The 15,786-nt window shown below is 69.3% G+C and carries 14 protein-coding genes; 4 read left to right on the top strand and 10 right to left on the bottom strand.

Translation table 11 applies throughout. The annotated features are described in order from the left end of the window. The first annotated feature begins 2 nt into the window (after window positions 1-2). Window positions 3-950 carry a hypothetical protein gene (locus ABFX55_RS28140; RefSeq protein ID WP_346125779.1) on the top strand — a complete coding sequence of 316 codons (948 nt, stop codon included), beginning with the start codon at window positions 3-5 and terminating at the stop codon, window positions 948-950. Window positions 951-1,154: 204 nt separating this feature from the next. Here ABFX55_RS28140 and ABFX55_RS28135 read toward each other — a convergent pair whose 3' ends face one another. The 9 genes from ABFX55_RS28135 to ABFX55_RS28095 form a co-directional block, all read right to left on the bottom strand. Further along, window positions 1,155-2,030 (bottom strand): winged helix-turn-helix transcriptional regulator, encoded by an 876-nt coding sequence (locus ABFX55_RS28135; protein WP_346125778.1) that lies wholly within the window; start codon window positions 2,028-2,030, stop codon window positions 1,155-1,157. 37 nt (window positions 2,031-2,067) lie between these two features. After that, on the bottom strand, window positions 2,068-3,633 hold the full coding sequence (locus ABFX55_RS28130) for an FAD-dependent monooxygenase (protein ID WP_346125777.1): 1,566 nt from the start codon (window positions 3,631-3,633) through the stop codon (window positions 2,068-2,070). 104 nt (window positions 3,634-3,737) lie between these two features. Next, complete coding sequence (locus ABFX55_RS28125; RefSeq protein WP_346125776.1) at window positions 3,738-4,028, bottom strand: MTH1187 family thiamine-binding protein; 291 nt, start codon at window positions 4,026-4,028, stop codon at window positions 3,738-3,740. A gap of 54 nt (window positions 4,029-4,082) precedes the next feature. Continuing rightward, window positions 4,083-4,403, bottom strand: coding sequence for a hypothetical protein (locus ABFX55_RS28120; RefSeq protein WP_346125775.1), 321 nt, complete (start codon window positions 4,401-4,403; stop codon window positions 4,083-4,085). 11 nt (window positions 4,404-4,414) lie between these two features. Continuing rightward, window positions 4,415-5,092: a uracil-DNA glycosylase gene (locus ABFX55_RS28115; RefSeq protein WP_346125774.1), complete on the bottom strand. Its 678-nt coding sequence runs from the start codon at window positions 5,090-5,092 to the stop codon at window positions 4,415-4,417. Between the two features lie 107 nt (window positions 5,093-5,199). Continuing rightward, the gene (locus ABFX55_RS28110) at window positions 5,200-6,075 is read right to left on the bottom strand and encodes a carbohydrate ABC transporter permease (protein ID WP_183649196.1); all 876 of its coding nucleotides are present in this window, start codon (window positions 6,073-6,075) and stop codon (window positions 5,200-5,202) included. After that, entirely contained in the window at window positions 6,075-7,640 is a 1,566-nt protein-coding gene (locus ABFX55_RS28105; protein ID WP_346125773.1) for an ABC transporter permease, read from the bottom strand. Before ABFX55_RS28105 ends, ABFX55_RS28110 begins: the two co-directional genes overlap by 1 nt. 12 nt (window positions 7,641-7,652) lie before the next feature. After that, the gene (locus tag ABFX55_RS28100) at window positions 7,653-8,966 is read right to left on the bottom strand and encodes an ABC transporter substrate-binding protein (protein ID WP_346125772.1); all 1,314 of its coding nucleotides are present in this window, start codon (window positions 8,964-8,966) and stop codon (window positions 7,653-7,655) included. Between the two features lie 16 nt (window positions 8,967-8,982). Continuing rightward, on the bottom strand, window positions 8,983-10,200 hold the full coding sequence (locus tag ABFX55_RS28095) for an ABC transporter substrate-binding protein (RefSeq protein WP_312895604.1): 1,218 nt from the start codon (window positions 10,198-10,200) through the stop codon (window positions 8,983-8,985). 120 nt (window positions 10,201-10,320) lie between these two features. Between ABFX55_RS28095 and ABFX55_RS28090 the strand changes: the two genes are divergently transcribed. The 3 genes from ABFX55_RS28090 to ABFX55_RS28080 are packed head-to-tail and all read left to right on the top strand — an operon-like array spanning window position 10,321 to window position 13,825. Further along, complete coding sequence (locus ABFX55_RS28090; RefSeq protein WP_183649189.1) at window positions 10,321-10,827, top strand: PadR family transcriptional regulator; 507 nt, start codon at window positions 10,321-10,323, stop codon at window positions 10,825-10,827. Beyond that, on the top strand, window positions 10,824-11,555 hold the full coding sequence (locus ABFX55_RS28085; protein WP_346125771.1) for an ABC transporter ATP-binding protein: 732 nt from the start codon (window positions 10,824-10,826) through the stop codon (window positions 11,553-11,555). The genes ABFX55_RS28090 and ABFX55_RS28085 overlap by 4 nt, the downstream gene beginning before the upstream one ends. Then, the gene (locus ABFX55_RS28080) at window positions 11,552-13,825 is read left to right on the top strand and encodes an ABC transporter permease (RefSeq protein WP_346125770.1); all 2,274 of its coding nucleotides are present in this window, start codon (window positions 11,552-11,554) and stop codon (window positions 13,823-13,825) included. The genes ABFX55_RS28085 and ABFX55_RS28080 overlap by 4 nt, the downstream gene beginning before the upstream one ends. On the opposite strand, the gene treS is transcribed toward ABFX55_RS28080, so the two are convergent. After that, window positions 13,801-15,474, bottom strand: a complete 1,674-nt coding sequence (gene treS, locus ABFX55_RS28075) for a maltose alpha-D-glucosyltransferase (protein ID WP_346125769.1) — start codon at window positions 15,472-15,474, stop codon at window positions 13,801-13,803. The two genes, ABFX55_RS28080 and treS, sit on opposite strands and share 25 nt — an antisense overlap. Window positions 15,475-15,786 lie beyond the last annotated feature (312 nt).

The following is a 15,786-nucleotide window of genomic DNA, read 5'->3' as shown; positions in this document are numbered from 1 at the left end:
GTATGACGGATTTCGCGGGGATTGATGACCAGCTGCGGGTGGCCAAGGAACGCGTACGGCATCTCGAGCACCTGACCCGCCAGCGAGGCGCGCTCACCGGCCAGATCCAGCAGGTACGGCAGGCGATCGTGGACCTGTCGCCCCGCCTGGCCGAGGAGGAGCAGGACGTCGTCCGTCTGGAAAGTGGTTTCGTGGGGTTCCTGGCGAAACTGGCGGGCTCGAAGGAGGAGCGGCTCGCTCAGGAGAGGATCGAGGCCGAGGCCGTCCGGCAGCGATTGCACGGCCACCGCCTCAGGCTGTCGGCGTTGGAGGGCGACCTCGAGGGCATCGACGCGGAGCGGGTGGCGCTGGAGACCGCGCCCGGGGAGTACGCGAGGCTGCTGGGGGAGAAGGAACGGCTCCTCATCGAGCTCGACGGTGACCCGCGAGGGCGGGACCTCGCCGAGCTGGCGTCGACGCTGGGCGATCTGACCGCCGACCTGCACGAACACGAGGAGGCGCGGAAGGCGGGGACGGTCGCGCGCGAGGAGCTTGCCCACGTTCTCGACCGGTTGAACAGCGCGCGCGGTGCTTCGACGTGGGACATGTTCGGGGGCGGCGTCCTCGCCGACTCCATCGAACGCAACCGACTGCAGCAGGCCGACGAGGCGGCATGGCGGGCGCAGCGGGCGCTGGACGTGTTCGCCAGGGAGCTGGCCGACGTCGGGGTGATGGCCAACCCTCGGTTGCCTGAGGTGGACACGCGGTGGTTCGTGGACACGTTCTTCGACAACATCGTCACGGACGTCATGAAGCACCACCGGATCACCGGCACGCACGACGCGGTGGCGCAGGCGGCCCAGTGGGTGGAGGAGACGGTCGCCTCGATCTCCAGGCGGACCGCCGAGCTGTCGTCCGAGTGCGCGCTTCTGCAGGCTCGCAGGGACGAACTCCTCGCCCCCGGTCCCTGACCGCGGCTGCCCGTACGCCAACTGGTGCTGTGATCCAGTGTGGTGGGGCCAGGCGCGGTGATCCGGTGGGGCGGCGCCGGATGTGGCGGGGCTGGGGGCGTGGGGTGTTGCGGTCTGAAGGGGGCGGGCGGGGGCTCGCCGTCCGGTAGGTGGCCGTGTGCGGGTGGTCGGCGGGCGGGGCGAGCCGGGATGCGGCGCCGTGGGTCAGGTGAGGGCGCGGGCGGCTTCGTGGGACTCTGTGACGGCCGCGGTGATGTCCACCACGGGAAAGATCACATGGCGGATCACCCGCCCCGCATCCACCACCAGGACGAGCCGCTTCAGCCGCAGCGTCTGTCCCGACCGGAACGTCGGGAGCCGCAGCGCCGCCGCCAGCCGTAGATCCACATCCGACAGCAGCGGAAACGGGATCCCCTCCATCTCCGCGAACGCCGCCTGCTCGTCCTGACGTTGCGTGCTGACCCCCCTGATCGCGATCCCGTCCGCCGCGAACCGCGGAGCCGCGTTCCTGAACAGCCGGTTCTCCAGCGTGCAGCCCACCGCTCCCGGCACCTCGTTCCAGCCGGGCGGCAGCGGGGTGGGAACCCCCGTCGCGGGATAGGCGAAGAGCACGGTCGGCAGGGAAGGATCCACCACCTCCCGCTCTCCTCCGCCGCTCGCGGGGAGTCTCAGGGGGTGCGGGATCGCCGTGCCCACGAGCGAGTGGACGCGCTGGGCGGGAGGGCTGTTCGGCGGGGACACCCCCGTGAGCGTGCCGTCGCCGACGATCCAGCGGTCGGCCCAGTCCTGCATCGAGATCAGTACGGGGGCGAGCGCGACGCCCACCTCGCTGAGCACGTAGTCGTTCCTGACCGGCCCCGACTGGTACGGCCTGCGCTCCAGCACGCCGTGATCGACGAGGTGCGTGAGCCGTTCGGTCAGGATCTTCCTGGAGATGCCGAGCTCGGTGAGCAGCTCCTCGAAGCGCAGGTGCCCCCGTGCGACCTCCCGGACGATCAGCAGGCTCCACCAGTCGCCGACCACGGCGGCGGCCTGGGCGATCGAGCAGGTGACGTCCTGGTCACGCAGTTGTCGGGCCATGCCCTCCACCCTACTCTGTAGAGTCTCCAATGGAGACTTACCAGAGGGCGAGGATCTGGAGGAGGACGCGCTCCAGCGTGCCTGCGGGGTCCAGGTCCGCGCCGGGACTGCGCCAGGCGACGAACCCGTCGGGCCGGACGAGGACCGCGCCGCTCTTGCTCACGCCGTACCGCTCCAGCCACACCTCGTCCACGTCCAGCAGTTCCCCTCCGATCCTGTGCGGCGCGAGGCGGAGCCCGAGCTGGTCCCTCACCGCGCGTCCCGCGTCCACCCACGCCTGCCCGTACGGCCCGGCCAGCAGCACGAATCCCGACCCGAACAGGTCGTGCGTGGAGATCTGCCGCCCGTCCCAGTCGAGCACCACGTGGGCGGCCCTGCCGCCGGGACGTCCGTTGGGGGTGCGCGGGTCCTCCAGCAGCGAGCCGCCGTCGCCGGGTTCGGCGAGGATGGCGAAGGAGTGGTAGCGGTAGCCGAGGAGCGCCGCGAACGGGTCCTCGAGCGGGGCCGGGTAGTCGACGCGCTGGGCGGGCGGCATGCGGAAGCCCAGGTTGGCGAGCTGGGCGTCGGCCGTCAGCTTCCCGATGGGACGGCGCTCGGCGTCGTAGGAGTCGAGGAAACGCGGGCCGGCCTGTCCCGTGATGACCAGCCAGAGCCTCCAGGCCAGGTCGCAGCCGTCCTGCAGCGCGGTGCTGCCGCCCTGGCCGCCTGTCGGGGGCATCGTGTGGGCGGCGTCGCCCGCCAGGAACACCCTGCCCTCCCTGTACCGGTCGGCCAGGACGTGCGCAGTGGGGAAGGTCGTCGTGTCGAGGACGGTGACGTCGAGGTCGGGCACGCCCACACCCAGCCTGACGAGCTTCTCGAAGTCGGGGTCGGGCTCGCCCTCATAGGTGACGCCCAGCACGTGCGCGCCGACGCCTGTGCCGGTGATGAAGACGCCGGTGAACTCGGGGCGCTGCAGGTACCAGAGCGTGACCTCGCGCTCGTTGACCAGCGTGCTGAGGTCGGCGTCGAACATGATCGCCTGCAGGTGGTTCAGCACGCCCCTCCCCGAGGTGGGGATGCCGAGCTGGTTACGAAGCCGGCTGCGGTAGCCGTCGGCGGCGATGACGTAGTCGGCGAGGACGGTCGTCTCCGTCCCGTCCTCGGCGCGGATGAGCGCGGTCACGCCGTCGTCGTCCTGCTCGAGCGAGACGAACTCGGTGGAGAAACGCAGGTCCGCGCCCAGCTCCTCGGCCTTGGCGCGCAGCACGCGCTCGACCTCCGCCTGCGGCGCCCCGAGGTCGGGGGCGGGCGAGAGGTGCGTGGGGAAGGGCACGGCGCCGGTGTCGAAGAGGACGTTCGGCTCGGGGTCGGTGAGGCTGGAGGCCACGGCGATGCGCATGCTGTCGCCGATGCCCTGCCAGATGCCGGACAGCTCCTTCTCCAGCCCCGGCACCGGACGCAGCAGCTCCATGGCGCGCATGTTGACGCCGAAGGCCTTGGGCTGGAGTGAGGTGCTCGCGTGCCGTTCGACCAGGAGGACGGGGACACCGCGCCAGGCGAGCATGGTGGCGGCGCTGAGCCCCGCGTAGCCGCCGCCGACGATCAGGACAGGTACTCTCATCGTTCCGCCCTTCGAGATATGTCGCGTCATGCATCAAGATATGACGCGTTCTCGAGGACAGTCAAGATATGTCGTGTCTGCGCCACCCGCGGGGGCGTCCCGCCTTACTGGAGGTGGGCTTCCAGGCGTTCGACCTTGCCGGTCATGCCGTCAGTGACGCCGGGCCGTACATCGGCCTTGAGCACCAGGCTGACGCGGGGAGCGACCTCGGCCACCGCCTCCACCGCACGCTTGAGGACGTCCATCACCTCGTCCCACTCGCCCTCGACGGTGGTGAACATGGCGTCGGTGTGGTTGGGCAGTCCGCTGTCGCGCACCACCTTGACAGCGCGCGCGACGGGCTCGGAGACACCCTCGCCGACTCCCAGCGGGGTGATGGAGAAAGCAACGATCATGCTTCGATCCTAGGGCGGTGGGTGGGAGCGCGGGGCTCCCACCCACCCCGAGCGTCAGTGGTCGTGACCCTCGTCCTCGTCCTCGTCGCTGGGCCCGTCGGAGGGCTCGACGCCCAGCACGGCCTCCCGCGGCTCGACCTCCTGGACGTGCTCGATCAGGGACAGCACGTGGTCGGGCTCGATCAGCCACTGGAGGGCGGTCGCGCCCGTCTCGTCGGAACCCACCAACTCGGCCTGCTCCTTGCGCTCGTCCTCGTCGAGGTCGGCGTCAGGGTGCCGGATCTCGGCGAGGGCGGCCGCCTGCAGGGCGGCGACGTCCAGCACCTCGACGGTCAGCTCGACCGTGAGGCGGAGGAACTTTTCTTCATCACTCATGGGAAAAGAGCCTAGGGCAGCTTCCACTCGACAGGTGTCGCGCCTTGCTGGATGAGCAGTTCATTGGCGCGGCTGAAGGGCCGCGAGCCGAAGAAGCCGCTGCGGGCCGACAGCGGGGAAGGGTGCGCGGACTCGATGCGCGGCACGCTGCCGAGCATCGGGGCGAGGTTGCGCGCGTCGCGGCCCCAGAGGATGGCCACCATCGGCTTGTCGCGGGCGACGAGGGCGTGGATGGCCTGCTCGGTGACCTCCTCCCAGCCCTTGCCCCGGTGGGAGGCCGGCTTGCCAGGCATGACGGTCAGCACCCTGTTGAGCAGCAGGACGCCCTGCTCGGCCCACGGGGTCAGGTCGCCGTTGGAGGGCATGGGCAGGCCGAGATCGCTCTCCATCTCCTTGTAGATGTTGCGCAGGCTGCCGGGCAGCGGGCGCACGTCGGGGGCGACGGAGAAGGACAGCCCGACGGGGTGTCCTGGCGTGGGGTAGGGGTCCTGGCCGACGATCAGCACCTTGACGTCGTCAAAGGGCTGGTTGAAGGCGCGCAGGACGTGGGCTCCGGAGGGGAGGTACTGCCTGCCCTCGGCGATCTCGTCTCGGAGGAACTCGCCCATGAGGGAGATCCGCTCGGCGACGGGCTCGAGGGCGCTCGCCCATCCGGATTCGACTACTTCGTGTAGGGGACGACCGGCCATGGTCATGCACCCTATCGATCAGAGCGAGCGGGGCGCACGCCGTCCAGAAAAGATCACAAAGGGGGACCGGGCGCCCGCCTGCCGCCGCGAGACGGGCGCCCAGTGGATCACTTGACCGAACCGGCCATCATGCCCTGGACGAAGTAGCGCTGGAAGGCGAAGAACAGGACCAGCGGGATGATCAGCGACAGGAAGGCTCCAGGCGCGATGATGTCCACGTTGGTGCCGAACTGTCGCATCTGCGACTGCAGGGCCTTAGTCATCGGCTGGTTCGACGCGTCGGCGAAGACCAGGGCGATGAGCAGGTCGTTCCACACCCACAGGAACTGGAAGATGCCCAGTGACGCGATCGCGGGCTTGCCGAGCGGGAACACCACCGTCGAGAAGATCTTCCACTCCGACGCGCCGTCCATCCTGGCCGCCTCGAGCAGCGAGGCGGGGATGCCGACGAAGAAGTTGCGGAGCAGGAAGATCGCGAAGGGGAGCCCGAAGGCGACGTGGAAGAGGACCACGCCGGGGATCGTGCCGAAGATCCCGGCCTGGCCGTACAGCGTGGCGATCGGGATCAGCGCGATCTGGATCGGCACGATCAGCAGGCCGACGACGACCAGGAACAGCGGGTCGCGTCCCTTGAAGTCCATCCAGGCGAAGGCGTAGGCGGCCATCGCCGCGATGCCGATCACCAGGATCGTGGTCGGCACCGTGATCATGACGGTGTTCCAGAAGGAGGCCGAGAAGCCGGTCGCCAGCAGGCTGGCGTAGTTGCTGAGTGTCAGCTCGGCGGGCTTGGTGAAGATCGTCCACCAGCCCTCGGCGTTGTTCGCGGTCTCGTCTCGCATCGAGACCACCAGCAGGCCGAGCGTCGGCACCAGCCAGAACAGGCCGATCAGGATCATCAGCACCTGGACGGCGCCGCTGCCGAGACGGTCGACGATCCTGCTGAGCGGGCCTCGTTTCACCGTTCCCGCCTGGACGTCAGCCATCACTGCTCCCTCCTGAACCGGCGGATGTTCATGATCATGAACGGCAGGACCAGGATGAGCAGGAAGATCGCCAACGCGCTGCCGAGTCCCTGGTTGTTCCCGCCGCCGAAGGAGACTCGCCACATCTCCAGCGCGATCACGTTCGCGTTCGGCTGCACCGAGCCTGGCGCGATGATGAAGACCAGGTCGAAGACCTTCAGCGTATTGATGATCATCGTGACGAACACGACGAGCAGCACGGGAGAGAGCAGCGGCACGGTGATCTTCCTGAAGACCTGCCACTCGGTCGCGCCGTCGATGCGCGCCGCCTCGAGCGCGTCACGCGGGATGGCCGACAGGCCCGCCGCGATCAGCACCATCGCGAAGCCCGCCCACACCCAGACGAACGCGCCGATGATGGCGGGCGTGATCAGGGTGGGCCCGAGCCAGGTCAGGCCGTTGAAGGGCGCCTCGAAGTTCGACTGCGGCAGGCGTACCGTGTAGGAGCCCTGCGCGAGCCCGTCGAATCGGAAGGTCCCGTCGGCGGCCGTCGTGGTGGTGGCCGCGACCTGACCGCCGCTGACCGCCTCCACCGTCACCCCCGGCAGGCCCTTCTCGGTGCCGTCGACCTCGCCTGCCTTGCCGCCGCCTCCAGCGGTGAAGTCGAGCCACACCGTGCCGGTGAGGCCGTCGCCCGCGGCGGGCTTGGCCGTCTGTGCGTCGGAGGGAACGGCCTCGGGCTTGAGCCCGACCAGCGGGATCAGCACCGGCTGGCCCGCCTGCGCGGGCTGCTTGGTGACGACCGTGTCGCCCTGCGCCGTGACGGGTGAGGTGTCGTTCTCCCTCGGCCGCGCCCCCTCCAGGCCGCCACCGGAGGAGAACACCCCGGAGATGGTGGACATGATCGCGTTGGCCGCGCCGCGGTCGGGGTCCTCCTCGTAGACGAGGCGGAAGATGACGCCCGCGGCCAGCAGCGAGACGGCCATCGGCATGAACACGATCAGCTTGAACGCGGTGGCCCACTTGATGCGCTCGGTGAGCACCGCGAAGATCAGGCCCAGCGTGGTGACCAGGATCGGGGCCACGATCACCCAGATGAGGTTGTTCCTGATCGTGGTGAGCGTGCCGGAGTCGGTGAAGATCGTGCCGAAGTTCTCCAGGCCGACGAACTGGCTGCCCGTGGCGTCGTAGAGGCTGCGGAAGATCGAGTAGATGATCGGGTAGATCACCCAGATGCCCAGCAGCAGCATCGCGGGGAGTACGAAGAACCAGGCAACCGCGGCGGAGGGGCCCAGTCTGTTCTTGCCGGGGGCCGGCGCCACGGTGGGCGCGGCCCCTCCCGCCGTCGCCGGCTCGGGCTCATCCGAGGCGGCGGTCCTGCGGGTGCCCACTCTCGACGCGGCGTCCTCGGCGGAGGAGGCCGCGGCGCGGGCGGGGTCGGCGGAGTCGGAGGTGTGGGCGGGGTCGGGATTGCCCGCGGAGGCGGAGCCCGAAGTCGCCGTCTGGGGGGTGGGTTCTGGCCCGGGGGAGGACCCGCGCGACACCTCGTCGCGCGGGTCGGTCGGGCCGTTCAACCGGTCGGTCACGGCCTCGCCCCTTTACTTCCAGGCCTTGGCGGCCTCGGTCTCCAGGGCCTTGGCGGCTGCCTTGGCGTCGGACGGGTCGCGCAGGAAGTCCTGCAGGACCTTCCACTCGCCCTTGCCGTCGGTTCCGCCGAAGGCGCTCGGCGCGAGGTCGGACATGTCGTATCGGACCGTCTCGCCGGCGGAGATGATGGTCTGCGCCAGCTGCTTGGTCAGCTCGCTCGGGTAGTTGTCAGGCGAGACGTTGCGGTTCGGCGACAGGTAGCCGGGCAGCTTCGCCCACACCTCGCCGCCCTCCTTGGAGGCGAGGAACTCCAGCAGCGCCATCGCGCCGGGGGAGTCCTTCAGCGCCACGGCGATGTCGCCGCCCAGCACGACGGGAGCGGTGTCGCCGACCTTCGGGAAGGGGAAGATCTTCGCGGTCTCGCCGATCTTCGCGCCGGACTGGGTGGCGGAGGCGGCCACGAAGTCGGCCTCGATGACCATTGCGCCCTTGTCCTGGCCGTACACCTGGGTCACGCAGGTCGGGAAGTCGGTCTGCAGGGCGCCGGTGTTGCCGCCGACCATGTAGTCCTTCTTGCCGAAGATGCCGGCCATCTTCTCCAGCGCGGTCACCACGGAGGCGTCGGTCCAGGGGATCTCGTGCTTGGCGAGCTGGTCGTACTTCTCGGGACCCGCGGTCGAGAGGTAGACGTTCTCGAACAGGTCGGTGAGCGTCCAGCCGGAGGCGCCGCACAGCGAGAACGGCGGGGTGCCGGAGTCGGAGACCGCCTGCGCGGTCTTCAGCAGCTCGTCCCAGGTGGTCGGGGCCTGCACGCCGGCGTCGGTGAACGCGGCGTCGCGGTACCAGATGATCGACTTGTGCGCGGCCTTGACGAGCACGCCGTACACCTGGCCGCCCGCGGAGCCGAGCTCCTTCCAGTACGGGGTGTAGTTGTCGTCGATCTGCTTCTGGACCTCGGCGCTGAGGGGCTTGAGCGCCTTCTGGTCGGCGTACTGCTGCACCAGACCGGGCTGGGGCAGGATCGCCACGTCGGGCGGGCTGCCGCCCTGGATGCGCGGGCCGAGGTAGGCGCCGGTGTCCTCACCTGTGGAGGCGTAGGTGACCTGGGCGCCGGTCTTCTCCTGGAAGGCCTTGAGCACCGCCTCGAAGTTGGTCTGCTCCTCGCCCGTCCACTTGGCGGCGACCTCGATCTTCACCCCCTCCAGCGTCTTCTTGGCGGGAGCCGCCGAGCTGGCGGCGCCCGTCTCCTGGGGGGTGGTGCTCGGCGCGTTGCCGCACGCGGCGATGGCTACGGCGAGCCCCGCCAGAACAACTGCTTTTCGCATGATGCCTGACCTCGAATCACTGGGTTGCGACGATCTCGGCCAACTCCGCTTTCATGGAGGCGGCCACGTCATCGGTGGACTGGTCGTAGGGCGGGCTGAGCGCTTTGGAGACCGCGCTCGCGACCACCAGGCTCAACTGGTTGTAGTTGGCGCTCACCGGCCGAGGCTTGGCCGCGAGAATGCTCTCTTTGAGCACCGGCAGGTAAGGGAAACGCTTGATCAGCGCAGGGTCGTCGTAGAGCTCTGCCCAGACAGGAGGGAAGGACCCTTCTGTCAGGACGCGGCGCTCGTTCTCCAGGCTGGTGAAGTACTTGATGAACTCCTGGGCGGTGTTCTGCCGCTTGGAGTAGGCGCTGATCGCCAGGTTGGCGCCGCCCAGTGAGCTCGATCCGGGCCCGTCGAGGCCGGGCAGCCTGGTCACCGCGAACTTGCCCGCCACCTTGGACTGGGTGGCGGGGCCGTACGCGTGGGGCCAGTTGCGGGCGAAGACGAGCTGGCCGTTCTGGAAGGCGAGCCTCGACTCCTCCTCCTTGTAGTTCAGGGCCTGCGGGGGGATCCACCCCTCGCGCAGCCCCTGGGTGAAGAAGTCGAGAGCCTGCTTGGCCTTGGCCTGGTCGAGGTCGGGGAGCGTGCCGCCCGCCGACTGCACGGCCTCGGCGAAGTTGACGGTGAGTCCTTCGTAGGCGGCCAGCTGGCCCGCATAGCCGCCTATGTCGTGCTTCTTGGTTGCCGAAAGAGCCTGGGAGCGAAGCTGGGCCCAGGTCGTGGGCGGCTTCTTCACCAGGTCCTTGCGGTAGTAGAGGAGCCCTGCGTTGCTGGTGTACGGCACGGCCCAGAGCTTGCCCTTGTAGACCGCGGTGTCGACGACGGGCGGCAGGAACCTGTCGAGCGGGAAGCTCCCGCGCTCCAGGGGGATGATCCAGCCGTTGTCGGCGAACTCCGCCGTCCAGACCACGTCGAGTCCGAGCACGTCGTAGCGGTCACTCCTGGCCTGCAGGTTGGCCACCAGCTGTGCTCGCTGCTCGTCGGCCGCCTCAGGCAGCTCGAGCAGTGTCACCTTCTGCGCGGGATGCGCCTTGTTCCACCGGTCCAGCAGGGGTTGCAGGTAGCCGGTGGTGTCGCGTCCCGTGGCGAAGGTGATCGGACCCTTGGGGTCCTCGCCGCCCTCTTCCGTCGCCGCCGCGCATCCGGCCACCAGGAGCGCGAGCAGCATCACGGACAGGGGGCGGAACACGTGACCTCCAAATTTCTACCGGATTACATTCGTGTTAGGTAGATGCATTCATGTTATGCACAGCGCTAATCTGAACGTCAACGGATATCTCCGTAACGAGCCCGTAACGAGGAGGTGGGCGTGCGGCTGCACCTGCTGGCGCTCCTCGCGAAGGAACCTGCCCACGGCTACGAACTCAAGCAGGCCCTCGAGCAAACCTTCGGCAGCGCCTACCCTTCGCCCAACATCGGCCAGATCTACGTGACGCTCGGCCGGCTGGAGAAGGACGGGCTGGTCAGAGCCGTCGACGTCGAACAGTCCAACAGACCCAACAAGAAGGTCTACTATCTGACGGGCAAGGGCCGCGACGCGCTCACCGACTGGGTGGACGAGCCCACGGAGGGGCCGAGGGTGCGCGACGAGTTCTTCATGAAACTCGTCCTCGCCCCGCTGACCGGCATCGCCGACCGGATGGCGCTGATCAACCGCCAGCGCCGTCACTACCTCGCGCTGATGCGCGACCTCAACGAACTCGCCGAGCGGACCGATCAGGGGAATCAGGTCGCGCTTCTGCTGATCGAGGGAGCCATGCTGCACCTGCAGGCCGACCTTGACTGGCTCGAACGCTGCCAGGAGGACCTCGCGTGACCGTGCTCAGAACGGTGAACCTCGTCAAGATCTACCAGAACAAGCACGTGCCCGTGCCGGCCGTCAGAGGGGTGGACCTGCTCGTCGACGAGGGCGAGTTCGTCGCGGTCATGGGCCCTTCGGGCTCGGGGAAGTCGACCCTCCTGCACATGCTCGGCGGGCTCGACATCCGCACCAGCGGCGAGATCTGGCTCGACGGCCAGCGCGCCGACACCCTCTCCGAGAGCGCGTGGGCGCTGCTGAGGCGCAAGAAGATCGGCTTCGTCTTCCAGTTCTTCAACCTGGTCGCCAGCATGACCGTGGCCGACAACGTCGAGCTGCCTGCGCTGCTGGCGGGGGTCTCCTCCAAGGAGGCCAGGACACGCAGGGAGTACCTCCTCGACGCGCTGAGCCTCACCGAGCGGGCCGACGCCGCGCCCGCGCAGCTGTCGGGCGGCGAGCAGCAGCGCGTCGCCCTCGCCCGCGCGCTGGCCAACAAGCCGGCCCTGCTGCTGGCCGACGAGCCCACGGGCAACCTCGACAGCCGCAACACCCGCGACGTGCTGCGCCTGCTGAGCGAGGTCCACCGCGACGGCCAGACGATCGTCCTGGTCACCCATGACGCCAGGGTCGCCAGCCTGGCCGACAGGGTGGTCTCGCTGCTGGACGGCCAGATCGTCGACGACGGAAGGATCGCCCGCAGGCGTCCCGGCAGGGGCGGCGCGGGGGAGGTCATCGACCTGCGATGAGAGCCGGAGCCCGATGGATCAGGGCCGACCTGCGGGCCAGGCGCGGCCAGGCCGTCCTCACCGTGGCGACCATCGCCGCGATCGTGGCCGCGCTGATCACCGCCGCCACGCTGCTCGAGGACAGCACCAACCCGTGGCGGGGCCTGTTCTCCCAGACCAACGGCGCGCACCTGTGGGTCCACACCAAGGACAGGCCGCAGGTCGTCGCGCTGAGGGAGATCGACGGCGTCACGCAGGCGGCGGGGCCCTACCGCACGGCGCCCGTGACGCTGCTGGAGGAGGGCAGGAAGGCGCCCGCCGCGCTGCGCGCGATGCCGGTGACGCCGCCCGAGGTGGCCAGGCCCGTCGTCGCGGAGGGCGGCTGGCTGACCTCCTCGCAGCCCGACGGCGCGGTCGTCGAGCGCTCCTTCGCCAGGGCGCTCGGCCTCGGCGTGGGCAGCCCCGTGAACGTGACGGCGCTGAGCGGCGCCCGCCACGTGCTGTACGTGCGCGGCATCGCCGACTCCGCCGACCAGGGCTTCTACCCCGAGTGGACACCCGGCATGATCTGGGTGCTGCCGGAGAAGCTCGACAGGATCGAGCCCGAGCTCGGCCGCAGCGAATGGGTGACGGGCCTGCGCCTGGCCGACCCCGAGTCCACCCAGTTCGTCTCCCAGCGCGTGGTCGTGATGCTCGACGAGGAGGTGCAGCGCGTCTACACCTGGCGCGAGGTGCGCGACGCGATGGAGCTCGACAACAGGCTGCTCGGCACGCTGCTCGCGCTGTTCGGCATCGTCGGCCTGGTGGCCGCCGCGCTCGCGCTGGCCAACGCGGCGGGCGGGCGGGTCCTCTCCCAGCTGCGCGACCTGGCCACGCTGAAGTCCATGGGCTTCACCCGCGGCCAGGTGGCCGGGCTGCTGCTCGTCGAGCACGGCGCGCTGGGCCTGCTGGGCATCGCCCTCGGCGTGCTGCCGGGGTGGCTGGTGACCTGGCTGGTGCTCGACAGGACCGCCGTCGCCCTGGTGCCGCTGGTGGCGATCACGGCCGGCACCGCGCTGGTGGTGCTGGTGGCCGTCGGGCTGCCCGCCTGGCGCGGCAGCCGCACCCCGCCCATCCCCGCGGCACCCTCGGTGCCGCCGCGCGGCCACCTGTCCAGGCTGGCCAAGCTGGCCCTGCTGGTACGGCTGCCGCCCGCGCTCGTCCTGGGCGCCCGCGACGCCTTCAGCAGGCGGGTGCCCGCCTTCCTGACCACGTTCGGGCTCGCGGTGCCGATGATGATGATCACCATCGGGCTCGGCGTCTGGGCCACGCTCGACAACTTCCTCGCCCATCCCGAGCAGGTGGGCCAGCACGCCCAGCTGCTGGTCCGCCCGGTCAAGCTGACCCCCGAGGAGGCGAAGCGCGCGGCCCAGCTCGACCCTGGCGTGCACGAGGTCTATCCGGGCGCGGACGTCGACGCGCTGGTGCCCGGCGTGGCCAGGTCCATCAGGGTGCGCGCGATCGGCGGCTCGGGCGCGCCCTACCCGTTCCCCGTGGCCGAGGGCCGGATGTACGCCGACAGGGGCGAGGCCGTCGCGGGGCAGGGGCTGCTCGACCTGCTCAAGGTGAAGATCGGTGACAGGGTGTGGCTGTCGGTCGGCGGCACTCCGCTGATCGTGCGCATCGTCGGCAGGACCGTCGAGCCCGACCTCGACGGGCAGGTGCTGTCGCTCGGCGTCGACAGTCTCGCGGCCAAGGACGTGGTGCCGCCCGAGTTCTGGGGCCTGGCGCTGAAGAAGGGCGCCGACCCCGCCGACGTGCGCGACAGGCTGCTGGCCGCGTCGGGGGAGGGTCTGGAGATCCAGCGCGTGGTCAACCCCGCCGAACGACTGTCGATCATCAGGGCGGTCATCGTCGCGCTGATCGTCGTGCTGGCGCTGATCGGCCTGGCCAACCTGCTGACCGCCAGCGCGCTGGGGCTGCGTGACCACGCCCTCGACCTGGCGGTGCTGAAGGCGATGGGGCTGACCCCGCGCCAGGTCATGGCCACGCTCGTCACCGGCACGGGGGTGCTCGTGGTGCTGGGCGTCGTCCTGGGCACCGCGGCGGGTTCCTTCGTCGTGACGAGCCTGATCGACCTGCAGGGCCACACCAGCGGCGTGGGCGCGGGCATCGGCAGGCCGCCGTCGGCCCTGGCGCTGACTGTGGCCGTCACCGTGGCAGTGGGCGCGGCCCTCGCGGTGGCGCTGCTTCCAGCGCGCCGCGCGGCCCGCGCCCAGCTGGGAACCTACGGCTTCAACGCGAACCAGTAGAAGCCGTGACCCGGCAGGGTCAGCAGGTACGGCAGGTTGCCGATCACGGGGAACGGCACCCCGCCCCTGGCCTCGACCGGGGTCATGCCCTCGAACCTGCGCAGGTCGAGCTCCACCGGCTGGGGGAACTTCGACAGGTTGTTCACGCACAGCATCAGGTCGTCGCCCTCCTCACGGGTGAAGGTGAGGACGGCGGGATTGGACGACCACATCTCGGTGTACGCGCCGGTGCCGAAGACCGGGTGGTGGCGGCGGATCTGCAGCATGTTGCGGGTGAAGTGCAGCAGCGACGACTGGCTCTTCTGCTGGGCCTCCACGTTGACCGCCTGGAAGCCGTAGATCGGGTCCATGACCGTCGGCAGGTAGAGCCTGCCGGGGTCGGCGGTGGAGAAGCCCGCGTTGCGGTCGGGGCTCCACTGCATCGGCGTGCGGACCGAGTCGCGGTCCTCCAGCCAGATGTTGTCGCCCATGCCGATCTCGTCGCCGTAGTACATGACGGGCGAGCCGGGCAGGCTCAGCAGCAGCGCGGTGAACAGCTCGATCCTGTCGCGGTCGTTGTCGAGCAACGGCGCGAGACGCCGCCTGATGCCGAGGTAGGCGCGCATGCGCGGGTCCTTGGCGTACTCCGAGTGCATGTAGTCGCGCTCTTCCTCGGTCACCGTCTCGAGCGTCAGCTCGTCGTGGTTGCGGAGGAAGATGCCCCACTGCGCGTTCTCGGGCAGCTTCGGCGTGCGTGACATGATCTCGGAGATCGGCTCGCGCGTCTCCTTCTTGACCGCCATGTAGATGCGCGGCATCAGCGGGAAGTGGAAGGCCATGTGGCACTCGTCGCCGCCCGTGGTGGGGTCGCCGAAGTACTCGACGACGTCCTCGGGCCAGCCGTTGGCCTCGGCCAGCAGCACCCTGTCGGGGTAGAGGCGGTCGACCTCGGCGCGCACCTTCTTCAGGTAGGCGTGGGTCTCGGCCAGCCCGCTGCAGCTGGTGCCCTCCCTCTCGAACAGGTACGGCACGGCGTCGAGCCTGAACCCGTCGATGCCGAGGTCCAGCCAGAACCTCAGCACCTCCAGCATGGCGTCCTGAACGGCGGGGTTGTCGTAGTTCAGGTCAGGCTGGTGGTGGAAGAAACGGTGCCAGTAGTACTGCTTGCGGACCGGGTCGTAGGTCCAGTTCGACTCCTCGGCGCCCACGAAGATGATCGGCGCGTCGGGGTAGCCCGTCGGTTCGTCCGCCCACACGTAGAAGTCGCCGTAGGGCCCCTCGGGATCGTGCCGCGAGGCCTGGAACCACGGGTGCATGTCGCTGGTGTGGTTCATCACCAGGTCGGTGATGATGCGGATGCCACGCGCGTGCGCCGACTCGATGAGCTGCACGAAGTCACCGAGATCACCGAAATCCGGCAGGATCTTCCCGTAGTCCGAGATGTCGTAGCCGCCGTCACGCAGGGGGGACTCGTACAGCGGCAGCAGCCAGAGGCAGTCGACGCCGAGCCATTCCAGGTAGTCGAGTTTCTCGATGAGACCACGGAGGTCTCCGGTCCCGTCGCCGTTGGAGTCCTTGAACCCCCGGACGAGCACCTCGTAGAACACCGCCCGCTTGTACCAGCGTGGATCGGCCGAGACAAAGGTCTCGCTGACCGATGGGTTGTTCATATGACGCTCACAGAAGGAGATGTGGGCAGGACGAAGTCACCGGATTCCCCGGTGTGTTGTGTGGTGACCGCGCCGCTGGAGTCGTCATCCCTGCGAACCCCAGGCCCTGCCGGAACCAGATCTGTGATCTGGAGGCTCCGGTTGTGCGGCGCTTTTCAACGAAAAACGTGCAGCTCGGAGGCCCTGAAGGCCGAGAGCAGCGTACGTTTTTCATTGGTACGGGCCGAACACTACCAGCCCGGGGGACCGTCCATAATCCCCTTGGTTCGACCGCCTGTAATGCCCGCGAGACCGGTACGTAATTGTGGCGTT

This window comes from Nonomuraea roseola (assembly GCF_039535395.1).
Taxonomy (GTDB): domain Bacteria; phylum Actinomycetota; class Actinomycetes; order Streptosporangiales; family Streptosporangiaceae; genus Nonomuraea; species Nonomuraea roseola.
The sequence above is the reverse complement of the archived record's forward strand: the minus strand, read 5'-3'. Positions and strand labels throughout refer to the sequence as shown.